Origin of the sequence: Rhodococcus sp. NPDC058521 (assembly GCF_042719695.1) — a bacterium.
Lineage (GTDB): Bacteria > Actinomycetota > Actinomycetes > Mycobacteriales > Mycobacteriaceae > Rhodococcus_F.
Map to the genome: position 1 here is coordinate 17,440 of NZ_JBHXNL010000008.1, position 23,252 is coordinate 40,691.

General features: G+C 65.3%; 25 protein-coding genes and 1 riboswitch. Of the genes, 15 read left to right on the plus strand and 10 right to left on the minus strand.

Going from position 1 to position 23,252, the window contains the following annotated elements:
• Nucleotides 1-10: 10 nt before the first annotated feature.
• A riboswitch (TPP riboswitch) is annotated at nucleotides 11-119 on the plus strand.
• The 7 genes from thiO (at nucleotide 117) to ACFWO3_RS14140 (ending at nucleotide 6,526) form a co-directional block, all read left to right on the plus strand.
• Nucleotides 117-1,193 carry a glycine oxidase ThiO gene (thiO, locus tag ACFWO3_RS14110; RefSeq protein WP_378578403.1) on the plus strand — a complete coding sequence of 359 codons (1,077 nt, stop codon included), beginning with the start codon at nucleotides 117-119 and terminating at the stop codon, nucleotides 1,191-1,193. (Overlaps the previous riboswitch by 3 nt.)
• Nucleotides 1,190-1,435 carry a sulfur carrier protein ThiS gene (thiS, locus tag ACFWO3_RS14115; protein WP_378578406.1) on the plus strand — a complete coding sequence of 82 codons (246 nt, stop codon included), beginning with the start codon at nucleotides 1,190-1,192 and terminating at the stop codon, nucleotides 1,433-1,435. Before thiO ends, thiS begins: the two co-directional genes overlap by 4 nt.
• The gene (locus tag ACFWO3_RS14120) at nucleotides 1,428-2,213 is read left to right on the plus strand and encodes a thiazole synthase (protein WP_378578408.1); all 786 of its coding nucleotides are present in this window, start codon (nucleotides 1,428-1,430) and stop codon (nucleotides 2,211-2,213) included. Before thiS ends, ACFWO3_RS14120 begins: the two co-directional genes overlap by 8 nt.
• Before the next feature lie 118 nt (nucleotides 2,214-2,331).
• Nucleotides 2,332-3,273 (plus strand): ATP-binding cassette domain-containing protein, encoded by a 942-nt coding sequence (locus ACFWO3_RS14125; protein ID WP_378578410.1) that lies wholly within the window; start codon nucleotides 2,332-2,334, stop codon nucleotides 3,271-3,273.
• Nucleotides 3,273-4,067 (plus strand): ABC transporter permease, encoded by a 795-nt coding sequence (locus ACFWO3_RS14130; protein ID WP_378578412.1) that lies wholly within the window; start codon nucleotides 3,273-3,275, stop codon nucleotides 4,065-4,067. The genes ACFWO3_RS14125 and ACFWO3_RS14130 overlap by 1 nt, the downstream gene beginning before the upstream one ends.
• 142 nt (nucleotides 4,068-4,209) lie before the next feature.
• Entirely contained in the window at nucleotides 4,210-5,661 is a 1,452-nt protein-coding gene (locus ACFWO3_RS14135; RefSeq protein WP_378578415.1) for a M20/M25/M40 family metallo-hydrolase, read from the plus strand.
• Nucleotides 5,662-5,752: 91 nt separating this feature from the next.
• Nucleotides 5,753-6,526 carry an adenylate/guanylate cyclase domain-containing protein gene (locus ACFWO3_RS14140; protein ID WP_378578808.1) on the plus strand — a complete coding sequence of 258 codons (774 nt, stop codon included), beginning with the start codon at nucleotides 5,753-5,755 and terminating at the stop codon, nucleotides 6,524-6,526.
• Between the two features lie 15 nt (nucleotides 6,527-6,541).
• Here the strand turns inward: ACFWO3_RS14140 and thiD are convergent, their stop codons facing one another.
• Nucleotides 6,542-7,384, minus strand: coding sequence for a bifunctional hydroxymethylpyrimidine kinase/phosphomethylpyrimidine kinase (gene thiD / locus ACFWO3_RS14145; RefSeq protein WP_378578417.1), 843 nt, complete (start codon nucleotides 7,382-7,384; stop codon nucleotides 6,542-6,544).
• A 158-nt stretch (nucleotides 7,385-7,542) separates the two neighbouring features.
• On the opposite strand from thiD, the gene ACFWO3_RS14150 reads away from it, so the two are divergent.
• Both ACFWO3_RS14150 and ACFWO3_RS14155 read left to right on the plus strand, forming a co-directional pair.
• Nucleotides 7,543-7,902 (plus strand): GNAT family N-acetyltransferase, encoded by a 360-nt coding sequence (locus tag ACFWO3_RS14150; protein ID WP_378578811.1) that lies wholly within the window; start codon nucleotides 7,543-7,545, stop codon nucleotides 7,900-7,902.
• A 64-nt stretch (nucleotides 7,903-7,966) separates the two neighbouring features.
• Complete coding sequence (locus tag ACFWO3_RS14155) at nucleotides 7,967-8,329, plus strand: GNAT family N-acetyltransferase (RefSeq protein ID WP_378578419.1); 363 nt, start codon at nucleotides 7,967-7,969, stop codon at nucleotides 8,327-8,329.
• A gap of 28 nt (nucleotides 8,330-8,357) precedes the next feature.
• On the opposite strand, the gene ACFWO3_RS14160 is transcribed toward ACFWO3_RS14155, so the two are convergent.
• Genes ACFWO3_RS14160 through ACFWO3_RS14170 form a run of 3 tightly spaced genes read right to left on the minus strand, consistent with a single transcriptional unit; the run spans nucleotide 8,358 to nucleotide 10,783 of the window.
• Nucleotides 8,358-9,161 carry an exodeoxyribonuclease III gene (locus tag ACFWO3_RS14160; protein WP_378578421.1) on the minus strand — a complete coding sequence of 268 codons (804 nt, stop codon included), beginning with the start codon at nucleotides 9,159-9,161 and terminating at the stop codon, nucleotides 8,358-8,360.
• A gap of 58 nt (nucleotides 9,162-9,219) precedes the next feature.
• Nucleotides 9,220-10,170, minus strand: a complete 951-nt coding sequence (locus ACFWO3_RS14165; protein ID WP_378578424.1) for a GNAT family N-acetyltransferase — start codon at nucleotides 10,168-10,170, stop codon at nucleotides 9,220-9,222.
• A 7-nt stretch (nucleotides 10,171-10,177) separates the two neighbouring features.
• Nucleotides 10,178-10,783: a peptide deformylase gene (locus ACFWO3_RS14170; protein ID WP_378578426.1), complete on the minus strand. Its 606-nt coding sequence runs from the start codon at nucleotides 10,781-10,783 to the stop codon at nucleotides 10,178-10,180.
• Nucleotides 10,784-11,035: 252 nt separating this feature from the next.
• Here ACFWO3_RS14170 and ACFWO3_RS14175 point away from each other — a divergent pair, with 252 nt between their 5' ends.
• From ACFWO3_RS14175 to ACFWO3_RS14200, 6 genes are all read left to right on the plus strand, one after another.
• Nucleotides 11,036-11,386: a DUF3263 domain-containing protein gene (locus ACFWO3_RS14175; protein WP_378578428.1), complete on the plus strand. Its 351-nt coding sequence runs from the start codon at nucleotides 11,036-11,038 to the stop codon at nucleotides 11,384-11,386.
• Nucleotides 11,387-11,439: 53 nt separating this feature from the next.
• Nucleotides 11,440-12,024, plus strand: a complete 585-nt coding sequence (locus tag ACFWO3_RS14180; protein WP_378578429.1) for a LytR C-terminal domain-containing protein — start codon at nucleotides 11,440-11,442, stop codon at nucleotides 12,022-12,024.
• Nucleotides 12,025-12,098: 74 nt separating this feature from the next.
• Nucleotides 12,099-12,812, plus strand: coding sequence for a superoxide dismutase family protein (locus ACFWO3_RS14185; RefSeq protein WP_378578432.1), 714 nt, complete (start codon nucleotides 12,099-12,101; stop codon nucleotides 12,810-12,812).
• A gap of 102 nt (nucleotides 12,813-12,914) precedes the next feature.
• The gene (locus ACFWO3_RS14190; RefSeq protein WP_378578435.1) at nucleotides 12,915-14,039 is read left to right on the plus strand and encodes a glutamate--cysteine ligase; all 1,125 of its coding nucleotides are present in this window, start codon (nucleotides 12,915-12,917) and stop codon (nucleotides 14,037-14,039) included.
• Between the two features lie 341 nt (nucleotides 14,040-14,380).
• Nucleotides 14,381-15,646, plus strand: a complete 1,266-nt coding sequence (locus ACFWO3_RS14195) for a lipase family protein (RefSeq protein WP_378578437.1) — start codon at nucleotides 14,381-14,383, stop codon at nucleotides 15,644-15,646.
• Between the two features lie 63 nt (nucleotides 15,647-15,709).
• On the plus strand, nucleotides 15,710-17,059 hold the full coding sequence (locus tag ACFWO3_RS14200) for a DUF5933 domain-containing protein (RefSeq protein ID WP_378578440.1): 1,350 nt from the start codon (nucleotides 15,710-15,712) through the stop codon (nucleotides 17,057-17,059).
• Here ACFWO3_RS14200 and mnhG read toward each other — a convergent pair.
• The 6 genes from mnhG to ACFWO3_RS14230 are packed head-to-tail and all read right to left on the minus strand — an operon-like array spanning nucleotide 17,025 to nucleotide 23,208.
• Entirely contained in the window at nucleotides 17,025-17,366 is a 342-nt protein-coding gene (mnhG, locus tag ACFWO3_RS14205) for a monovalent cation/H(+) antiporter subunit G (protein ID WP_378578444.1), read from the minus strand. The two genes, ACFWO3_RS14200 and mnhG, sit on opposite strands and share 35 nt — an antisense overlap.
• Complete coding sequence (locus ACFWO3_RS14210) at nucleotides 17,366-17,620, minus strand: monovalent cation/H+ antiporter complex subunit F (protein WP_378578814.1); 255 nt, start codon at nucleotides 17,618-17,620, stop codon at nucleotides 17,366-17,368. The genes mnhG and ACFWO3_RS14210 overlap by 1 nt, the downstream gene beginning before the upstream one ends.
• Nucleotides 17,620-18,195, minus strand: coding sequence for a Na+/H+ antiporter subunit E (locus ACFWO3_RS14215; protein WP_378578448.1), 576 nt, complete (start codon nucleotides 18,193-18,195; stop codon nucleotides 17,620-17,622). Before ACFWO3_RS14215 ends, ACFWO3_RS14210 begins: the two co-directional genes overlap by 1 nt.
• Entirely contained in the window at nucleotides 18,192-19,817 is a 1,626-nt protein-coding gene (locus ACFWO3_RS14220) for a Na+/H+ antiporter subunit D (protein ID WP_378578451.1), read from the minus strand. The genes ACFWO3_RS14215 and ACFWO3_RS14220 overlap by 4 nt, the downstream gene beginning before the upstream one ends.
• Nucleotides 19,814-20,380 carry a Na(+)/H(+) antiporter subunit C gene (locus ACFWO3_RS14225; RefSeq protein WP_378578453.1) on the minus strand — a complete coding sequence of 189 codons (567 nt, stop codon included), beginning with the start codon at nucleotides 20,378-20,380 and terminating at the stop codon, nucleotides 19,814-19,816. The genes ACFWO3_RS14220 and ACFWO3_RS14225 overlap by 4 nt, the downstream gene beginning before the upstream one ends.
• Nucleotides 20,377-23,208 (minus strand): Na+/H+ antiporter subunit A, encoded by a 2,832-nt coding sequence (locus ACFWO3_RS14230; protein WP_378578457.1) that lies wholly within the window; start codon nucleotides 23,206-23,208, stop codon nucleotides 20,377-20,379. Before ACFWO3_RS14230 ends, ACFWO3_RS14225 begins: the two co-directional genes overlap by 4 nt.
• Nucleotides 23,209-23,252 lie beyond the last annotated feature (44 nt).

A 23,252-nucleotide genomic window follows, 5' to 3' on the forward strand; every position in this document is an offset into this window, starting at 1 on the left:
TTCCAGTAGGAACAGTAACCACGGGAGTCCCTGGATCGCGGGGCTGAGAGGGGCCACGCCGGCCCGACCGTCAGACCTGAACCGGATCATGCCGGCGCAGGAAGTGAGGTGAATCGATGGCCCGATCGTTGGCCGTGGTGGGTGGCGGTGTCATCGGCCTCTCCGTCGCATGGCGGGCCGCGCAGTGTGGTTGGTCGGTGCGAGTCCATGACAGCGCGAGCGGCTCCGGTGCCTCCCGGGTGGCAGGCGGGATGCTTGCGCCGCTGTCCGAAGGCTGGCCCGGTGAGGATGCGGTTCTCGCGCTCGGTGCGGCGTCGCTCGAGCGGTGGCCCGACTTCGGCAAGGAACTCGAGGTGGGCGCCGACCTCTCGCTGTTCACCTCGACCAGTTCGCTGACGGTGGCGCTCGACGGCGCCGACGTCGGTGACCTCCGCACCATCGCCGATTGGGTCGGTGCGCAGGGATACGACATGGAGATTCTCGATCGACAGCAGGTCCGTGAGCTCGAACCCGCGCTCGGCCCCAAAGTGCGGCTCGGCCTTCTCGCCCACTCGGAGCTCGCCGTCGACAATCGCCTCCTGCTGCGTGCTCTTCGCGAGAACGCGCTGGCGGCCGGCGTCGAATTCGTGACCGAGAACGTGCGCGACCTGGACAGCGTCGAGGCCGATCAGATCGTTCTCGCGTCCGGACGGGCGGCGCCTTCACTCTGGCCCTCGCTGCCGGTGCGGGCGGTGAAGGGCGAGATTCTCCGATTGGGAACGCGTCCCGGCGTCACCCCGGCTCCCGGACGTACCATTCGTGGCACCGTCCACGGGCGCCCGGCTTACCTGGTCCCACGGGCGGACGGCATCGTACTGGGGGCGACTCAGTACGAGAGCGGTGAGGACACACAGGTCACGGTGAGTGGGGTTCGCAACTTGATCGCCGATGCGGAGGCGCTGATGCCTGCGATAGGCGAGTACGAGTTGAAGGAAGCGGCGGCAGGTCTACGACCGATGACGCCGGACAACTTGCCACTGATCGGTCGTGTGTCCGATCGTGTTGTGGTGGCGGCAGGACACGGACGAAACGGCATCCTGCTGACACCGGTCACCGCAGATGCCGTGGTGGCACTGTTGAACGGGGACGCGCTCGTGGAGGCGCAGAGTGCGAATCCCGAACGATTCGGCGAACGTAGTGAGGTGTGGCGATGAGTGAACAGCAGGGTGTGGGGCGCGTCGGTGAGATGACGATTCCGATCGGGATCAGCGTCAATGGCACGGACCACGAGCTGGCCGAGCCGACCACCCTCCAGGAACTGCTGGAGCGACTGGACCTGCCTACCAAGGGCGTCGCCGTCGCGGTCAACGGTGAGGTCTTCTCGCGAGCCCGCTGGTCGGAAAGGGTCGGCCGTGGTTGGGAGATCGAGGTTCTGACGGCGGTGCAGGGTGGCTGACCATTCCACCGCGGGACGTTCCCCTGCGGGTGACACCGGCAAATTCACCATCTCGGATCGGGTTTTCGACTCCCGCCTCGTCATGGGAACCGGCGGGGCGGCCAACCTCGCCGTGCTCGAGGAGGCACTGATCGCCTCGGGGACGGAGCTGACCACCGTTGCGATGCGACGCGTCGACGCCACGGGCCGCACCGGTGTGCTCGACCTGCTTCGTCGACTCGACATCGCTCTTCTGCCCAACACCGCGGGATGCCGGGGCGCCGCAGAGGCGGTCCTCACCGCGCAGCTGGCTCGCGAGGCTCTCGAAACCGACTGGGTGAAACTCGAGGTCATCGCCGACGAACGCACTCTCCTGCCCGATGCCATCGAACTCGTGCGGGCCGCCGAGCAACTCGTCGACGACGGCTTCGTCGTGCTGCCGTACACCACCGATGATCCGGTCCTCGCCAAGCGGCTCGAGGACGTCGGGTGCGCCGCCGTCATGCCGCTCGGTTCGCCCATCGGCACCGGCCTCGGAATCGCCAATCCGCACAACATCGAGATGATCGTCGAGGCCGCAGAGGTACCCGTGATCCTCGACGCCGGCATCGGAACGGCCAGCGATGCCACCGTGGCGATGGAACTCGGCTGCGACGCGGTTCTCCTCGCCACCGCCGTAACCCGTGCGAACGATCCGTCGTTGATGGCTTCGGCAATGCGTAATGCCGTCGTTGCAGGTCATCAGGCACGTCATGCGGGTCGGATCCCCAAGAGGTTCTGGGCGCAGGCGTCGTCCTAGGGGGTACTCGGGGACGCGTTCCGGGGTACGGCTCGGGGTGCGCGTGGTACCGGAGTACTACTGCGAAACATCCCGACGGCCGATGTGCGGATTGCCCGGGTCCGGCATTCTTGTCCGCATGATCGAAGTCAACGGATTGACCAAGACCTTCGGGCAGACGAAGGCCGTGGAAGACCTGACGTTCACCGTGAAGCCGGGCATCGTCACCGGCTTCCTCGGTCCCAACGGTGCAGGTAAGTCGACGACGATGCGCATGATCCTGGGGTTGGACAAGCCGACTTCGGGAACCGCGCTGATCGACGGCAAACCCTACGGCGAGCTGACACAGCCCCTTCGCACCGTCGGTGCCCTTCTGGACGCCAAGTGGGTTCACCCCAACCGCTCCGCGCGCGCTCATCTGCAGTGGATGGCCGCCGCCAACTCCATTCCCAAGAGCCGAGTCGACGAGGTGCTTCACCTCGTCGGACTCACCGAGGTCGCCGGTAAGAAGGCCGGTGGATTCTCGCTCGGCATGTCGCAGCGACTCGGCCTGGCCGGTGCGCTGCTCGGCGACCCCAAGGTCCTGCTGTTCGACGAGCCGGTCAACGGTCTGGACCCCGAGGGCATCGTCTGGATCCGCAAGTTCATGCAGCGTCTCGCCGCCGAGGGTCGCACCGTCCTGGTGTCGAGCCACCTGCTGTCCGAGATGGCGTTGACTGCGGAACATCTCGTCGTCATCGGCCGCGGTCGGCTGAAGGCGGACACCTCGGTGCAAGAGTTCGTCGACATGGCCTCCGAATCGACGGTCCGCGTGCGCAGCCCGCAGCTCGACGTGCTGCGCAGCGCTCTGACGTCGCAGGGCCTCACCGTCCGCGACGAGGGATCGGGAGACGTTCCCGCCCTCCTCGTGCTCAATTCGAGCACCGACGCGATCGGCGACATCGCCGGATCGCAGGGCGTCGTCCTGCACGAGCTCGCATCGCAGCGCGGCTCGCTCGAGGACGCGTTCATGAAGCTGACAGGAGACGACGTGCAGTACCACGCTGAAGGCGTCGAAGACGTGATGAGGGGTGCGCTCTGATGGCTGTTCTCGAAGCGGAAAGAATCAAACTCACGACCACTCGTTCGCCATGGTGGTGCACCGGCATCATCATCGTGCTGGGCCTCGGCCTCGCCGCGGTCATCGGACTGAGTGCGAAGGCCAGCCTCAACTCGTTCAACGATCAGGTGGCTGCGGGAGACAAGCCGGACTTCGATCCGTTCCTCCCGACGCTCGCCGATGCGGTGGGCGGTGTGTCGGGCTTCGGCGTACTGGTTCTTATGATCCTCGCGGCGCTCGCCGTCACCAGCGAGTACAGGTTCGGCGTCATCCGGACCACGTTCCAGGCGATCCCGAACCGCGGTTCCGTCCTCGCGGCGAAGGCGGGTCTGATCGGCGTATTCGGTGCCCTGCTGACGCTTGTGCTCACGTTCGGTGCCTACGTGATCGCCAAGGCGACCGCAGGCGAGGAAGCCGGGGCCGCACTCACGCTGTCCGGTAGCGATGCGTGGCGCGCGATCTACGGTGTGCCGATCTACGCGCTGCTCGCAGTGATCCTCGCGGTCGGTGTCGGAGCCCTCGTGCGGCAGTCCGCCGGCGCCATCGCGCTGCTCCTGTTGTGGCCGCTGCTGATCGAGAGTCTGTTCGGGCTCTTCGGCAAGTTCGGTTCCGAGATCCAGCCGTTCCTGCCCTTCACCAACATCAACCACTTCCTGGGTGTGCCGCAGGGAATCGACTTCCATTGGGGTCCGTGGGGTGGCCTCGTGTACTTCGCGGCATTCGTGGTCATCGTGTTCGGCGCAGCCGTCGTCTCGGTGAACAAGCGCGACGCCTGAGTTACAGTTCTTCGTCATCCCTGCCTGTGCTGGTCGTTTCGTCGGGAGGCCTGCACAGGCAGTTCGGGAAGACGAGAGCCGGTGGGCCGGTGCGAAAACCATTCGCACCGGCCCACCGGTCTCTGTGCGTTAGCATCGGCCGATGCGACTACGGGGAGTCTTGACTGTTGGTATGGCCGGAGCACTCGTGCTCGCGGGATGCTCGTCGGGGGAGGACGAGCCGGCGGAGCCGGTGAACGCCACGGCACTTGCGGATTCGGTCAGGATCGACCCCGTGGTGAGTCACCTCGAGCAGCTGGAAGAGATCGCAGCGGACAACGACGACAATCGCGCTGCGGGCACGTCCGGCTACGACGCAAGCGTGGACTTCGTTGCTCAGACGCTGCGAGACAAGGGTTTCGACGTCGAGACCCCCGAGTTCGATTTCCACCGATTCGATGTGAAGAACGAGGCGCTGCGAGCAGCCGACCGCGACATCGAGGTGAAGGCACTCGCGTACTCCCCGTCCACCGGACCGGACGGGCTCACCGCTCGCGTCGTGCCGGCACCCAAGGACGACACACCGGGTTGCGAGGCAACGGACTACGACGGACTCGATATCGCCGGTGCAGTGGTGCTCGTCGATCGCGGCGTGTGCCCGTTCGCGGACAAGCAACAGGTCGCCTCCGAGCGAGGGGCAGCCGCCGTCGTGGTCGTCAACAACGAAGAAGGCCCCATGACAGGCGGCACCCTCGGTGACCCCGATGCCGGCAAGGTGCCCACCGGTGGGGTGAGCATGGCAGACGGCGCGACACTCGCCGGCGCCGGCGAGATCACCCTCACTCTCGAAACCGAGACCGAGTCGGCGAAGGCCCGGAACGTGATCGCGCAGACCACCACGGGCGCCACCGACGACGTCGTCATGGTCGGGGCGCATCTCGACAGCGTTCCCGAGGGTCCTGGAATCAACGACAACGGCACCGGCGTCGCAGCCACCTTGGAAACAGCAGTGCAACTCGGTGGCAGCCCCAACGTGCAGAACGCAGTGCGCTTCGCCTTCTGGGGTGCCGAAGAACTGGGCCTGCTCGGATCCGAGGCATACGTCGAAAGCCTGAGCCCCGAGCAGAAGTCGGACATCGCCCTCTACCTGAATTTCGACATGCTGGGGTCGGAGAACGCCGGCTACCTCGCGTACGACGGTGACGACTCCGATGTCATGGGCGAGGGACCGGGACCCGAGGGCTCGGCCGGTATCGAGCGGACGTTCGTCGACTACCTCCAGACCAAGGGCGTAGCAGTCGACGGCACGGACTTCGACGGTCGATCCGACTACGGCCCGTTCATCGAGGCGAAGATCCCGGCGGGTGGCGTGTTCAGCGGCGCCGACGACCGCAAGACCCCGGAACAGGCCGAGAAATGGGGCGGCGCAGCGGACGCGGCGTACGACAAGAACTACCACAGCCCGGACGACACCCTGGCGAACGTCGACCGTGATGCCTTGGCTCAGAACTCGGCGGCCGTTGCGTACGCAGTCGGTGTGTACGCCCAGGACCTGGGCGGGCCGAACGGGGTTCCGGTCGGCGGCGAACGTGAGAAGGCTCGCGCCGGGGAGTGAAACGGCACCTCCTTGCGTTACGCTCACGCTCGTGAGCGAGGATCCGGTCGACCCCGACGGCGGTGGTTCTCCTGCGCCCCAGCGGCGGTCGATCTCCGCGTGGGCGTCCGCAGTGAACGGCCATCGACCGTTGGTGGACGGTCTCCGTCGAGTACGCAGGGCGTTGCCCGGCGACCCGGCTTTCGGTGACCCGTTGTCGACCTCCGGCCCCGGGAGCGCGCGGGCGATCGCCCGGATCGCCGATCGAGTGCTCGACGACCAGCCGGGAGCGTCACGGGAAGTCGGTCTGGGCGCGCTGCAGTTGTGGCAGGCGCTGCTCGAACGGACGGGACGCGGGCGTGGTACCGCGGACGTCACCATCGTCTTCACCGATCTCGTCGGATTCTCGAGTTGGTCGCTGCCCGCAGGTGATTCAGCCACACTGGAGCTTCTGCGTGAGGTCGCCCGAGTGGTGGAGACGCCGATGCTCGACCGCGGCGGCCAGATCGTGAAGCGTATGGGCGACGGCATCATGGCGGTCTTTCCCAGCGCGGACCGGGCAGTGGAGTCGGTCTTCGTGGCACGTACCGCCCTCGCCGACGTCGAGGTCGACGGCTATCGCCCGCGGATGCGCGTGGGCATTCACACCGGTACGCCCCGCAAGGTCGGTGCCGACTGGTTGGGCGTCGACGTGAACGTGGCTGCCCGCATCATGGAACTCGGCGGCGACGGCAAGGTGATGGCCTCGTCCACCGCACTGAGCGCACTTCAGCCGGGAACCCTCGAGCGACTGGGTGTCACGACGAAACCGTGGCGGCGGGCGTTCTTCGCGGCGCAGCCCAACGGGGTGCCCGAGGACCTCGGAGTCTGGCGGATGCGGGACTGAAATCCGCCACCGCTTCTACTGGTGGAGTCTCCAGAGGGGCGACACCGGGCCGTGTCCGGCGCCGAGATCGTACGAGGCCTCCAGGCACTTCGTCACCCACTCCTTGCCGAAGGCCACAGCGTCCGGGACGGATCGCCCGTTGGCCAGCGCACATGTGATCGCGGCGGCCAGGGTGTCGCCGCCGCCGTGATCGTTTCCGGTGTCGATGCGGGGGCTGCTGAATTCGAGAAACTCGTTGCCGTCGAAGAGCAGATCGGTGCTCGTCGAGGAAGTCCGTAGGTGTCCGCCCTTCACGATCGACCACTGCGCGCCAAGGACGTGGAGAGCTTCGGCGGCCTTTCGGGCGGTCGTGTCGTCGACGACCTCGATGCCGGTGATGAGGCGCACCTCGTCGAGATTGGGCGTGACCACTGTTGCGATGGGGATCAGGGTGTTGCGAACGGCGTCCAAGGCTTCCTGGTGAAGGAGGGGATCGCCGTGCATCGATGCGCACACCGGGTCGACCACGAGGGGGACCGCTCGACCCTTGCCGATGCCGACCTCGGTGCACGCGGCCGCCACAGCCTCGATGATCGCCGTCGAGGCCAGCATGCCGGTCTTGGCCGCGCTCACCCCGATATCGCCCACGACACTGTGAATCTGGGCCGCAACCACGCCCGGTGGGATCTCGTGGAAGTCGCTCACGCCGACGGAGTTCTGCACCGTCACCGCGGCGACCGCTACGCAGGCGTGTACTCCGCACATCGCCATGGTGCGAGAGTCCGCTTGAATACCGGCGCCACCGCCGGAATCCGTGCCGGCAATGGTGAGGGCACGGACCGGGGTCCGGCCGTCCGGTGTCAGCGGCAGCTCATTCACAGTCAGAACCCTACCCACCCCCTGTGAGTGGTTAGCGAGTGCAGAGACTCGTCAACCACTCACAGGGGGTTATTGCGGAACCGCTGACATCGTTGGTGCACCTCTGTATAAAGAGTGGCGTGTATCACAATTCGGTCACGACGGCGTCCCGAGGAGGTCTGATGCTCGACTCGGCGTATGCCGACGTCACGAACAATCGTGACCAGAATCGATTCGAACTTCGGCTCAGTGGGGATCTGGTCGGCATCCTCGGCTACTTCGACATGGGTGACTCGCCCGCACAGGGGAGGCCGGTGATCTCGTTCATGCACACGGTGATCGTCGAGGACTTCGGTCACCGCGGCCTGGCTGCGGTACTCGTCGGACGGTCGCTCGATCTTGCGCGTGAGTACGGATGGGGCGTCAAGCCGGTGTGCACGTACGTTCAGCGTTTCCTGGCGGATCATCGGGAGTACCGCGACGTGGTGGTGCCGCTGGCGAGTCCGGCTCGTCCGGCTCGTCCGGCAAAGGGAAAGTGACGATTCGGCGTCGAGCCGGCAGATTGTGGTGGCGAAGCCTCCCGCGCACTGGTTTCATGGTGGCATGGATCACATTTCGGAGATCGTAGGACTGTCGGGAGGCCCGGCAGCATCAGAGCTGTTGGTTCTCGACAACCCCGCGCACGAGCGCTTCGACATGTGGCTCGGAGACGATCTCGTCGGGATCCTCGGTTACCGCGACGAAGACGACATTCCCGGTTTCACGGCGAAGCCGGGGGAGGTCGTGGCCTTCATGCACACCGTGGTCAAAGAGGAATACGGCGGCCAGGGTATGGCAACGATCCTCGTTCGCAAGGCCTTCGCAGCCGCCCGAATCAACGGCTGGCGAGTGCGCCCCATCTGTACCTACGTGCAGCGATATCTCGACCGGCATCCCGAGGAAGCGGACCTTCTGGTCTCGGATTGACGTTCGGGTCGGGGACGGACCCGCGACGTCACTCTCCGAGGTCGACTATCACGGGAGCGTGGTCGCTCGCGCCCTTGCCCTTGCGCTCTTCGCGGTCGATTGCGGCCTTGTCGACTCGGGTGGCCAGTGCCGGCGACGCCAAGGCGTAATCGATGCGCATACCTTGCCGCTTGGGGAAGCGGAGCTGTGTGTAATCCCAGTACGTGTAGACGCCGGGGCCGGGAGTGTGTGGCCGCACGACGTCGGTGAACCCGGTCTGCAGAAACGCCTCGAACGCATCGCGCTCCGGCTGCGACGTGTGGGTCTTGCCCTCGAAGAAGGCAGGATCCCAGACGTCCTCGTCGGTGGGTGCCACGTTCCAGTCACCGACGAGTGCGATCTGGCTGTTCGGGTCTGCCGCCAACCAGCCTTCGGCGTCGGCCCGCAACTTGGCCAGCCAGTCCAACTTGTAGGTGTAGTGCGGGTCGGAGAGCTCACGACCGTTAGGGACGTAGAGGCTCCAGATGCGCACCCCGTTGCAGGTGGCGCCGATCGCCCGAGCTTCGCGGACCTGGTCCGCATCGGGGTCCTTGTGGAAACCGGGCTGATCCTCGAATCCGATCTGCACGTCCTCGAGTCCTACGCGGGACGCGATCGCGACGCCGTTCCACTGGCTGTGGCCGACGTGCGCGACCTCGTAGCCCAACTCGCTGAAGCGTTCGAACGGAAACTGCTCGTCCTTGCACTTGGTTTCCTGCATCGCGAGCACGTCGGTATCCGTTCGCTGCAACCAGTCGACGATTCGATCGGTACGGGCGCGGACGGAGTTGACGTTCCAGGTAGCTATACGCACGCCGCCAGACTAGCCGCCGACCCCGACACGATCGGCGAAGCGCATCGCCTGTGGGGTGTCAGTCACGCTCGGTCGCGTAGCGGTACCGGTGGTGATCGACGAATCCGATGGACCGGTACATCTCGCGTGCACCCTCGTTCTCCGCGGCCACCTGTAGGCACGCGTGTGTCGCGCCGCGCTCCCGACCCCACTTCACCACGTCGCCGCAGATGAGCGTGCCGAGGCCGTTTCGGCGGTGCTCTTGCGCCACCTCGACGGCTGTGAGGCCGACCCAGATGCGCCCGTCGTAGGCGGGCGTGACGGAACCGCGAGCGACTGCCATCAACACGGAGTCCTCGGTCCCGATACGCGCGAAAGCCAGCTTGCCGCCGCGCACCGAGGTGAGTACGTCCACCGCGAAATCGGGTAGCGGACTACCTCGATAGCGGTAGAGCGCGAGCCAGTCGGAATCCGGCCACGGGTCGATGGAGGCAACCGGGTCGCCGGATGGAAGCACCAGATTGTCGATGTCGGCAGCCATCACGACCACCTCGTCGCTGATGTTCCACCCCTCGGGGATCGGGGCGAGTCGATCGGGAATCAACAGTCTGAGCGGGCGATCCCGGTCGGCGTACCAGGTTCGGAGTCGTTCCACCGTGGTCGCATCCAACGGTGCCACCGTGCCGGGATCACCCAGCGGTGCAGCCGAATTGGCCCTGCCGGTGAATCCGTGGCCGTAACGGCACAGCCAGCCGTCGACCCACTCGAACTCGACTCCCGGCCACGCGTCGGCCGCGGCGAGTTCCAGATTTCGGATCTCACTTGTGCGGATCGGGCGCGGCGCGAGCGGCTTCAGCGTGATCACCCGATCCGGTTCGATCTCGGTCGGAGAGCCATCGGCGCCGAGTACGACGACGGACGGCTCGAGGCTGTCCAGAATCCCGATGACGTCGGTCATCGGGTGGCTCGAACCCGCGGGCAGGGAATATCGGACCACCACCCGGCTACCGAGCGGAACCTCGGAGTTCATGTTCGCGTCAGTCTTCCTCGTCGGCATCGTCGTGGCCGAACGGGTCTTCCACGGTGCCCGGAACCCAGCTGAGACCGGGCACTCCCCATCCGGCGCGCTTGATCGTCTTCTTCGCGGCGCGGGCATTCCGGCCGATCAACATGTCCACGTAGAGGAATCCGTCGAGGTGGCCCACCTCGTGCTGAAGCATTCGGGCGAAGAACCCGTGGCCCTCGATCGTGATGTCGTTGCCGTCCGCATCCGTGCCGGTGACCTTGGCCCAGTCGGCACGGCCGGTGGGAAACTGCTCGCCGGGAACGGAAAGGCACCCCTCGACGTCGTCGTCCGGGTCCGGCATGGTCTCCGGGCGCGCCGAGGTCTCGAGGACCGGATTGACGACGGCGCCACGCCGCCGGTACGGCTCACCGTTCTCGTCCGCGTCGGGGCAGTCGTACACGAACAGGCGTTTCGCCAGTCCCACCTGGTTGGCGGCAAGACCCACCCCGTTGGCCGCGTCCATGGTTTCGTACATGTCACCGATCAGTTCGGCGAGCTCTGCGGGCGACTCGGTTACCGGTTGGGTCGGCTCGTGCAGGACCGGGTCGCCGACGATCCGAATGGGAAGAATGGCCATGACCGTCGAGGATAATCGGGCGGCCGGTCGAGGGCGCAATCGTCCCGGTGTGGGCGCGATGTGACGAGCATCCATTTTTGCTGCTGACAGCGGCGCGCCCACCGAGTTGCCGCCACACCGGCCGTTCGTCGTGGTTGAATGGTCCGCGAAGCACATCGGTGTAATTCGTTTCTCGGTCGGCCACGAGACCGAGAAGTCGGGGGAAACGTGGTTTCGCTGAATTCGAGCGATAGCTAGCAGGCGAGGAGTGACATGGACGGCGCAACAGCGCGGACTCAGAACCAGTCGGACAACAACGACATCGCCGGTGGCAGCGGTGACGCTGCAGGAGTGCACGAGGTAGGCGAGGACGGCCTCACCCGTCGTGAACACGACATTCTCTCCTTCGAACGTCAGTGGTGGAAGTACGCGGGCGCCAAGGAAGAGGCGATCAAAGAACTCTTCGACATGTCGGCAACGCGCTACTACCAGGTTCTCAACGCCCTGGTCGACCGCCCCGAGTCGTTGGCTGCCGACCCGATGCTGGTCAAACGACTGCGCAGGTTGCGTGCGAGCCGTCAGAAGGCGCGCGCTGCCCGGCGTCTCGGATTCGAAGTCACGTAGGTGTTCCGCCCGGATGACCGGCTCGCTCACACACGACGGTTAAGGTCGACCAGGTGAGCACTCAGAAACCCGACTCCTCCGGTCCGCCTCTGCGCGCACTCGCCATGGTGCTGATTGCGCTTGCGATTCTGTTCGCCGGCATCGGTTTCGCGTCGCTCGGCAGCTCGGATACGCAGGAAGCTTCGCCGTCTCTGCCGGCCACGACCACCACGTCGGCTGCGGCAGGTGCAGGTGCCAATTCTGCGCGCGCCACCACCACACCGCGAGCGTCCGGTTCGGATCGCGCGGCGGCCGGTGGCCTCGACGCCACCACCACGACCACATCGGGTGCGTCCACGTCGATCACGCAGGCCGACAAGGACGCAATCTCGGTTCGGGTGCTCAACAACAGCAACGTTCAGGGTCTTGCCGGCAACACGGCAAACGAACTCACCGGTTCGGGATGGACCGTGGCAGAGACCGGAAACTACAGCGAAGGCACGATTTCCAAGACCACCGTGTACTACGGCACCGGTGCTGCAGAGAAGCAGGCTGCAACGGAGATCGCATCGGAACTCGGCGTCACCGCGGAACCACGTTTTCCGGGAATCGCCGACTCGACACCCGGTGTCATCGTGATCGTCACCGAGGACGGCTAGACCGGACCGGTCGGTTCCAACAGTGCGCGGTTATGATCATGTGCACTTCCTCGCCACCTCAAAGGAGCGGTTCGATGTCGAGTTCCACCCGTCGCATGTCCTGGCGCGTCGTCACCCCCATAGTTGCGCTGGCAGCCCTGGGTATGACCGCGTGCAGCAACAACGAGGAGCCCAGCGATATCCCGGGCACCACACCGCCGGTGTGGACGGGTGCCGCAGATCCCGAAGCGCACGGCGGCGAGGGCCACGGCGCAGAGCACGGTAGCGAGGGCTCGTCCGCGAGCGAATCCGGCAGCGGCGCTCTGACTGCGACCTTGAAGGACCCCAGTGGCGCCGAGGTCGGAACCGTCACCTTCTCCGACGCAGACGGCGGCGTGAAGGTCGAGGCGACCGCCGAGGGACTCACCCCCGGATTCCACGGGTTCCACATCCACTCCGTTGCCAAGTGCGAGGCCAACTCGGTCGCGCCGTCGGGTGGCGCGCCCGGCAACTTCCTGTCCGCGGGCGGTCACTTCCAGGCAGAGGGGCACGAGGGGCATCCCGCGAGTGGCGATCTCACCTCGATCGAGGCCCTGCAGGACGGCAGCGCACACCTGACCACCGTCACGGACACGTTCACGATCGACGACCTGCGCAACGACGGCGAAGGCACGTCCGTGATGATCCACGCGAACGCGGACAACTTCGGCAACATCCCCACTCGTTACGCGCCTGCCCCCGATCAGGACACCCTGAGCACCGGTGATGCCGGCGGCCGTGTCGCCTGCGGCGTCATCGCCGGCAGCTGACGGACAAGCACTTCATACCCGATCACACCCGGTCCACCGACGTGACCGAGCGCTCGCGCGTTCTGTTCCGCGTCCGCGGATCGGGTGTGGTTTGATCGGCGAGTGGTAGTTCATTTTCCCGGATCTCCGCGTCCAACTCTGGGTGTGGAGTGGGAGATCGCCCTGGTGGACCGAGTCACCCGCGATCTGTCGAATACGGCTGCCGAGGTGTTCGACTCGGTGGCCGAGCTCGCGGGTGACCGTACCCCGCGCATCACCAAGGAACTCCTCCGAAACACCGTCGAACTGGTCACCGGCATCCACACCACTGTCGGTGAGGCGATGGGGGACCTGGACGAATCCCTCGGTTTGCTGCGGCGGGCCGCCGAGCCGCTCGGAGTCGATCTGATCTCCGCAGGCACTCATCCGTTCGCCCAGTGGTCGAGCCAGCTCGTCACCCGCACACCGGACTACGACGAGCTGATCGAGCGCACCCAATGGTGGGGCCGACAGATGCTCATCTGGGGTGTACACGTTCATGTGGGGGTTTCCTCCCCGCAGAAGGTGTTTCCAATCCTCAATGCGCTGTTGCAGCGCTACCCGCATCTACTCGCGCTTTCGGCGTCCTCGCCCATGTGGGCTGGAGTCGACACCGGATACGCGAGCAACAGGGCGCTGATGTTCCAGCAGCTGCCCACTGCCGGTCTGCCGTACCAATTTCCCAACTGGACGGAGTACGAGCGTTTCATCGCAGATCAGCTGAAGACCGGGGTGATCACCAAGATCGGCGGCATGCACTGGGACATTCGACCGGCGCCACAGTGGGGAACGATCGAGGTCCGTGTCTTCGACGGCATCTCCTCACGGAGCGAACTGAGCGCGCTGGTAGCCCTCGTGCACTGCCTCGTCGTAGACCTCGACCGGCGGTTCGAGGCCGGGGAGAACCTTCCCAACATGCAGCCCTGGCACGTCAAGGAAAACAAGTGGCGGGCCGCCCGGTACGGGCTCGATGCAGAGATCATTCTGGACGAGGACGCCAACGAGCGTCTCGTGACCGATGACCTGAACGACCTCCTCGAGAAACTTCACCCCGTGGCCGTGCGACTCGGATGTGCCGAAGAACTCGCGTCCGTTGCGGACATTCCGCGCCGTGGGGCCTCCTATCAACGGCAGCGGGAAGCGGCTCGGAAATTCGACGGCGACCTCGTTGCGGTCGTGGATTCACTGGTCGGAGAACTCGGAAACTGAGTGCCGATCGGTTATCCGATCGAGACAACGAATCGTCCATTGCCGCACAAATGTGACCGTCGGCGCTCGAACAAATGCGCCGTAACCGTACCGAACGGTGTCATTATCGTGCTTGTGGCGCCGAAATCCACGTGAAAACAACGGGTGCCACAGAACGCCGAGGGTAGAGACAATCACATAAGTATGCCGAGCACCGTGAAACTTCGGACGGAGCCGAGCCAATGAAAAGATTGTGTGTTCCTTTCGCATTGTTCGTCGCCTGCGGTCTGTTCACATCCGCCGTGGCGACGGCACAACCCGCATTGCCAGGTTTTCCTCCGTTTCCGGATTCTCCACAAGCCGTGATCGACGGTATGGTGCCGCCGCCGGAATCCTCGCCGGCAGGGGTGGTCAGAGCGCCTGTAGCCCAACTGCCACCAGGGCGCGCCCGCGACGCCGGACTGGGCGACCTGTACGCCTCGGTCGTCCCCTCGGACGTCGGTGATCCGTTCTTCGATCTCTATCCGCCGGGCCTCGCGGAGCAGGCGCCCGGTGCGGTCCTCGATCGACGCGACGTCACGGCAACGTCAGCCCCGTTCGTCGGGGCTCCGGTCGAGCGGGTGGAACAGGTCAAATTCCGCTCCGAGGACGCCGCCGGAAATCCATCTTTCGGGACTGCCTCCCTCATCGTCCCGGCCACCGAATGGACTGGTGAAGGCGACCGCCCGGTCGTCGTCAACAACGTCCCCATCGACTCGTTGGGGCGGGTGTGCACGCCCGGTTACACGATGGCGCACGGGGTCTCGATCACCACGAATCCGACCGACTACATACCGCCGATCACCCTGCTCGCCGCCCAGCGCGGATACGCCGTTCTCGTACCCGACCACGAGGGGCCACGGATGGCGTATGCCGAACCCACGACGGCAGGGCACGTCGTTCTCGATTCGCTGCGGGCCATCCGTTCCATGGACGAAGGATTCGACGACAGTCCCATCGTGATGACCGGATACTCCGGCGGTGCCATCGCGACCAACGGCGCGGCGAAACTCATCGATTCCTATGCTCCCGATTTGAAGGGGGCGATCAGGGGAGCTGCACTCGGTGGCACACCCATCGATTACGAGGTTCTGGTTCGGAGTATGACGGGCGGCCTGCTGAATCTGGGCAAGGGATTGTTCGTTGCCGCGGGACTGGGTGTGGCGCGCGAGAACCCGGACATATTCACGAAGGTGAACAATCCCGCGCTCCGCATTGCACCGGCATTCCGGGATCTCTGTGTGATTCCGATGGCAATGCTCGGTGGCCTACCCGTTCCCATCGAATTGCTGTCCAACATGGGTGACCCGTTCAATTCGGAGTTCGCTCACGAAATGTATTCGAAGACCGGGATGAAAGGAATTGCATACGGAACCCCGATGTACGTCTACAACGGGGCCCAAGAATTTTGGGTCCCCTCGGAAATGGCGACCGATCTCTACGCGGAACAGTGTTCGCTCGGCACGCCTGCGGTCTTGCGGCTGCCGGCCGGGGAGCACCTGATCGCCGCACTGAGCGGGCTGCCGGAGACGTGGGACTGGATCGACCAGCGCCTGCGCGGCGTCCTCGCACCCGACGAGTGCGGGTGAGGTGCGACACCGATCGGCCGGGCCTGGTCCATAACTCGTTCACCTGGCGTTTACTATTCATCGGTGCTGATGGACAGGGCGGCCGAGTCGCGGCCGAGTGGGGGACGCACGGGACGGACGGTCCTGCTCGCAGGCCTCGGCGGCGTGCTGCTCGTGTTGATTGCGGTGCAAGCGCTTGCGGCGATGCGCGGATTCCAGGGTCCGATCGAAAGCCTGGCCCGCGACTACATCGGCACGCCCAAGTCGGCATCGGTGTCGTGGGCTGGCCTCGCGCTCGCGATGGTTGGCCTCACCGTTCGCCACCGGGCGATTGCACTCTCTGCCGCCGCCGGAATCGACGTCGCGGTCGCGGCGGTCCGGTACCTGGCCGGCGGACCACTGACCGTCGGCAACGGCGCCACCTGGGTCCTCACCGCGGTCGGTGTGTACGCGCTGTGGAAACTGACGGGCGAGAGCCGACGGAATGCACTGAAGGGTGTCGGGCTCGGTGCCCTGCTGATCATCGCCACCAAGTTCGGTGACGCCTGGCTCAGCGTCACGATCATGGTCGGCCCGATGGTGCTCGACGAGTACGTACAGCTGGCGGATCACGCACTCGGCAGTCCGTCGTGGTACCTCGGCCAGTTCGTGGATGCGATCGGCCCGATCGGGTACGGGGTCCTGCACTGGGTGTACATCGAACTTCCGGTCGCAGCCATCGCCGTTGCGTTCTATCAGCTGCGCAACGGCTGGCCATCACATCACCTGGTGCGGACCTTCCTGCTGATCGGCCTGGTGGGGCCGCTGTTCTACGTGTTGTTCCCCGTGGTCGGCCCGATCTTCGCGTTCGGCCCGGACGGTCAGGGATTCCAGGTCAGCGACTACTGGCCGAACCTCGTGCCCACTCCGGACCTGTCCCCGCACCCGATCCCGTTCGACCAGGTGACGCCGCGCAACTGCATGCCGAGCCTGCACACTGCCTGGGCGCTGGCCCTGTTCATCCACTCCCGGCACGGTCACTGGGCGGTGCGAGCAGGCGGCACGTTCTGGCTGGTCTGCACGCTCATCGCCACGTTGGGATTCGGCTACCACTACGGGGTCGACCTCGTAGTGGGAGCGGTCCTCACCCTCACCCTCGAATCGGCGTTGCGTGATCCCGAACGCGGGTGGGGATGGTTCCGGATCCGACTGGTGGCAGGCGGTGCGCTCACCGTCGTGGCACTGCTGCTGAGCTACCGCTACCTGGCGGTCCCGATGGCGACCGCCCCGGGTGTGGCCGGACCGTTGGTTCTCGGCGCGCTCCTAGCGATGAGCCTGGCGTTCTACGCGACGTTCTTCGCCAGGCAGGGCACGCTCCTGGGCTCGTGGGGCGGTCGCAGCGCCCTGCCGGCCGCACCTGTCATGGACGACGCTCTGGGTTCTCCCAGTCGTTGATCATGTCGAGGCCGTCCTGGCTGCGCTGCTCCCGGTAGACCACGCGACCGACCCGGTGCGCGATGACCGACGCGGTGAACAGGGTGAAGATGCAGGCGAGAATCAACATCCAGATGTCGACGTTGCCCCGCAGAATCACCACGGCGCCGATCAGGACGAGCAACAGTCCGATCACCTGTGGTTTGGTGGCCGCGTGCATACGTCGCAAGGTGTCCGGGAACCGGACGATGCCCACTGCGGCGGTGAGAGCGAAGAACGATCCGGCCAGCATGAGAACTGCGCCGACGGTGTCGAGTGCGGTTTTCATCAGTCACGCACCCGGAATCGTGCGACGGCAATCGAGCCGATGAAGCTCACCAGCGACAGCGCCACGATGGACGGAACGATCGTGGTGTCGCCGCTGTAGGCGGCCCATACGGCCAGACCACACATCGCGACCGCGATCAGAGTGTCCAGCGCGACCAGGCGATCCAACGACCCTGGGCCGTCGAGAAGGCGGAACGTGGTCAGAAGGGAGGCGATGGCTAGGGCCACCCCGGCCACCACCGCGACGATCGAGATCACTTTTCCTCCTCCGGCAGTGGGGCACCCTCGTCGGGTTCGTCCTGCGCGTGCCAGGGACTCGGCTGCCAGTCGCTGTCACGCTCGAACGAGGCGACGAAGAGGCGTTCGAGCTGCGAGATCGTGCTGTAGAACTGGTTGACGGCCTTCTCCGAACCGACATCGAGGACGTGTATGTAGGCGATGCGGCGTGGCTGGTCGATCTCGAGAACCATCGTGCCCGGGATCAGATTGATGACGTCGACACACAGCGTGAGAACCAGATCCGACTTGAAGTTCAAGTGATAGCGCAGAACCCCGGTGACCGGGGGAGCGCTCGGGCGAATCGCCAACCAGGCCACCTGAATGCTGGACTGGGCCGCGTACCAGACAGCCAGACAGATCAGTTTCAGTAGCGACCACAGATGGATTCGCCCCTCGACGGGAACCCGGGGAAGGGGCAACAGCACCATTATCAGCGTGGCCACGGCCATGCCGCCGAGGATGTTGGCGATGCTCACGTTCCCCCACAGGAGAACCCACACGGTGGTCAGCCACAGCAGGATGCCGAGCTTGCGAAGTAGTCCGCGATTCATCGTGGGGCCTCCGCCTGTCCACCGGGCACGGCGTTCTCACCGAGAACCGCTTCGATGTAGTTCGACCGATCACGTAGATCCTGGGACGCGCGATCGCTGATGTCGATGAACGGCCCGGCGAACACGGTCAGAGCCAATCCCACGAGCACCAGGGCGACCGTGGGCACCAACATGAGCGTCGGTACCTTGCCCACGTCCTCGCGGTCGACGAAGGCGATGTCCTCCTCCGATTCGTCGAGCAGGGCGGAGGGGCCGACGTCCGCGAGGTCGCCTTCGGGGGCGTCCGCGCGTGCTCGCCAGAAGGCCTTGGTCCAGACGCGGGCGACGGCGTACAGCGTCAGCAGGCTGGTGACGATTCCACCCGCCACGAGAACCCAGGCGAGGACGCTGGCTTCCGAGACACCGGCCTGCACGAGTGCGACCTTGCCGATGAATCCGGAGAAGGGTGGGATACCGCCGAGGTTGAGGGCGGGCACGAGGAACACGATCGCCAGCACGGGGCTGGCAGCTGCGAGACCACCCAGGCGTCGCAGCGAGGCGGATCCTGCCTGCCGCTCGATGAGGCCCACGACGAGGAACAGTGTGGTCTGCACGAGGATGTGGTGGGCGACGTAGTAGATCGCTCCCGCCAGGCCTGCCTGCGTCGACAGTGCGACACCGAACACCATGTACCCGATGTGGCTCACCAGGGTGAACGACAGCAGTCGTTTTATGTCGGTCTGTGCGATCGCACCGAAGATACCCATCACCATCGTCAGCAGACCGCACACCATGAGGACGGTGTCGAGCTCGCCCTCCGGGAAGAGGAGGGTGTGGGCACGGATGATCGCGTAGATACCCACCTTGGTGAGCAAACCGGCGAACACGGCCGTGACCGGTGCAGGCGCGGTGGGATACGAGTCGGGCAGCCACGTCGAGAGCGGGAACACCGCGGCCTTGATTCCGAAGGCGACGAGAAGCACCCCGAAGATCGCGGTGCGGGTACCCGACGGAATCGAGTCGAGTCGCAGTGCCATGTCGGCGAGATTCAGTGTTCCCGTCGAGGCGTACGCGAACGCGATTCCGGCCAGGAAGATGAGCGAGGAGACCATCGACACCATCACGTACGACACGCCGGCGCGCACGCGGTCGGCGCTGGCGCCCAGGGTGAGAAGCACGAAGCTCGCTGCGAGGAGGACCTCGAACCCGACGTACAGGTTGAAGAGGTCACCTGCCAGGAAGGCGTTGGAGATGCCGGCGGTCAGTGCCAGGTACGTGGGCAGGAAGATCGAGACGGGCTGAGCCTCGCTCCCGTCGTGAATACCCTGACCGACGGCGTACGCCATGACCGCCAGCAGCACGATCGACGAGACCACCAGCATGATCGCGGACAGTCGGTCGACGACCAGGGTGATGCCGATCGGTGAGTCCCAGCCGCCCACCTGGATGGCCGTGGCGCCGTAGCGGTCGGCGAGCAGGAGGAGCATGCCCGACACCGCCACCACGACGATCAATGCGGTCAGGGTGATGAAACGCTGAATCCGGGGCTGACGGCCGAGAATCAGCGTTGCGGCAGCGGCGAGCATCGGCACCAGGACCGGTAGGGGAGCCAGTGCTGTGATGAGTCCACTGGTCAGTGTCACTTGTCCCCCTTCCGGTCGGTGGAGTCGTCGTCATCGTCGTCGAAGTCGCCTTCGTGAAGGTCTTCGTAGCTTTCGAGGTCTTCGAGGTTCTCGAGCTCGTCGATGGGGATCGGGTTTCCGTCCTTGTCGAAGGCGTCGCCGCTGAAGCTCGGCTCACCGGTGACGGGGTCGTCGGAGCGGTCACGGTCGGGCGCCTCCGCCGCCGAACGGCGACGCAGGACCTTCACGTCCTCGGGGTCGTTCTGGACGACGTCCGCGGTGGTGATCTTGAAGGAGCGGTAGGCGAGGGCCAGTACGAAGCTGGCGATACCCATCGTGATGACGATGGCGGTCAGGATCATCGCCTGGGCCAGCGGGTCCGCCATCGATTCGTGGACCGATTCTCTGCCGACGATCGGGGGATTACCGTCCTGTCCGCCCGACGTCAGGATCAGGATGTTGACGCCGTTGCCGAACAGCAGCAGTCCGAGCAACATTCGGGTGATGCTGCGCTCGATGAGCAGGTAGACGCCGGCCGAGATCAGCACGCCGACCACGATCAGAATTCCGATGTTCGCGCTCATCGCTGCTCCACCTCGATTTGTGCGTCGAGTCTGGCGCCCAGACTGCGGAGTACGTCGAGTACCAGGCCGACGACGATCAGATAGACACCGAGATCGAAGAACAGCGAGGTGACCAGTTTGATGTCACCGAGCAGCGGCAACGTCACCTCGAACACCGCCGAGGACAGTGCGGGTGCACCGAGGAACAGCGAGAACAGGGCGGTACCCGCCGCGAGGGTGAGGCCGAGGCCGAGGATCTTGCCTGCATCGATCGGAACCGTCTCGCCGAGTTCGTACCGTCCGCCTGCCAGGTAGCGCAGCACCAGCGCCAGTCCGGCGGTGAGACCGCCTGCGAAGCCGCCGCCGGGTGCATTGTGACCGGAGAAGAAGAAGTACACGGACAGCACCATGATCACCGGGAACAGGAACCGGGTGGTCACCTCGAGAACCAGCGAGCGATGCTGAGGATCGATCAGGTCACCGCCGAGCAACCAGGTGGTGGTGTCCGAACTCGATCCCTCGGAGGTCGTCGACGGGGCATCCGAGACGCGGGGCGCCGTGCCGAACCGTCGGTTCCGGAAAACCAGGCTGGCAACGCCGGTCGCGGCGACGAGCAGCACCGAGATCTCGCCCATGGTGTCCCAGGCGCGGATGTCGACGAGCAGAACGTTGACGACGTTCTTGCCGTTGCCCAGGTAGTACGCCGCGTCGGGAAGCCGTAGATGGATGGGAACCGAGTTGCGGGCGTTGATCGCGTAGGCGGCGATCGTCGTGATGGTCACGCCGACGGCGATGGCGAGGAGTGCGCGCGGGAACTTGAATCCGATGGCCTTCGACTCGTCGACCTCCGCAGGGAGCTTCCGCAGCACCAGAACGAACACGACGAGGGTCAGTGTCTCGACCAGGAATTGCGTGAGTGCGAGGTCGGGTGCGCCGTGCAGTGCGAACAGGACGCCGCACCCGTAGCCGGTGAGTCCGACGAGAAGCACAGCGGCCAGTCTGTTGCGCATCACCGTGGCGGCCACAGCCGTGCACACCATGATCCCGCCGATGGTCATCTGCAGTGAGGAGTCCCAGATGCGTAGGTCGGCATGGGTGTTCGTGCCGACCACGAGCAACGTGAGCGGAACGACCACGAGCGTCACGAGAATCGTGGTCAACGTCAGCGGCAGCGAACCACGCTGGGTGGCACCGGTCAGGCGCATGGACACGGTGTCCATCGTTCGTAGCGTGGCGTCGTACATGCGATCGGCGTTGCCGAGGGGAGGGTGCTCGAACTTCAGGCGGGCAACGGTGCGTTGCGCCACGAAGAGTCCGGTACCGGCCGCGAACACGACGAGCGTGAGGATCAGCGGAGTGTTGATGCCGTGCCAGAGTCCGAGGTGGTAGTCCGTGCCCTCGCCGGCAGGCAGGGTTGTCGAGTACGGGGTGAGGAGCTTCTCGAACTGGGGTGCAGCGAGGCCCGCGAGGAGCCCGAGCGCTGCCAGGAAGGTGGGTGCGGCGAGGAACAGCGAACTCGGAGTCTTCATCTTCTCCACTGCGGGACTGGGCCGCTGGAGCTGCTTGCGTCCGAAAGCGCCCCACATGAATCGGACGCTGTACGCGAGCGTGAGGATCGAGCCGATCACGACGACAGCGACGGTGGTGACAGAAGCCCAGGTGTCGAGTGGCTGTGCGTGCAGGATCGATTCGAGTGCGGCTTCTTTGCCGACGAAGCCGAGGAAGGGCGGAATACCCGCCATGCTGGCTGCGGCCATCGCCGCGACGATTGCCAGTAGCGGAGCCTTGTGACGCAGGTGGGCGAGTTTACGGATATCACGTGTGCCCGTGGTCTTGTCGATTACGCCGACCACCATGAACAACGTCGCCTTGAACATGGCGTGGGCGACGACCATCGCCATGCCGGCGAGTGCAGCGTCACGGGTGCCGATTCCGACGAGCACCATGATGAAACCGAGCTGGCTCACGGTGCCGAAGGCGAGGACGAGCTTGAGGTCGAATGCGCGCATCGCACGCCAACCCGACAGGACCATCGTGACGAGTCCGAGCACGATGATCGTGAATCGCCACGTGGTCTGATCCGCGTAGCCGGGGGCGAGGCGGGCCACCAGATACACACCGGCCTTCACCATCGCCGCGGCATGCAGGTACGCGCTCACCGGGGTGGGAGCGGCCATCGCGCCGGGCAGCCAGAAGTGCAGGGGCACGATCGCCGACTTCGACAGTGCGCCGACGAGAATCAGGACGATCGCGACACCGACCAGCCAGCCGCTCGGCGGTGCGTCGATCAACTCGGACAGCTGGTAGCTACCGCCGACCTGGCCCAGAATGATGATGCCGACGAGCATGGCGAGCCCGCCCGCCGTCGTGACGAGGAGCGCCTGGGTGGCGGCACGTCGACTCGATGCGCGCTCGGCGTAATGGCCCACGAGCAGGAACGACAGCACGGTGGTCAGTTCCCAGAACGTGTAGAGAATCAGGAGGTTGTCGCTGACGACCAGTCCGAACATGGCTCCGGCGAACGCGACCATCTCGGCGGCGAAGATGCCGAGGCGGGGTTCTTCGTCGGTGAAGTACCGGCCGCAGTAGATCAGGATGAGCGAACCGATGCCGAGTACGAGTACCGACATGATGGCGGCCAGTGAGTCGAACCACAGATCGATGTCCATCGACATGCCGGGCGCCCAGGTGATGTGGAGCCGGACTTCCTGACCCCAGTGTGCGATGACCCAGCCGAGGCTCACGAGTGGAACGAGTGCCAACGGGTAGAACGCGTTGCGACCGAAATTGCGCACGAACAGCGGAGCCGAAACTGCTGCAACGGCATGGGCAATCAAGATCGCGAGCAAAAGGCACTCCGTCGGTGGGCGGGGTGTCGGCACGGTACGAGCCG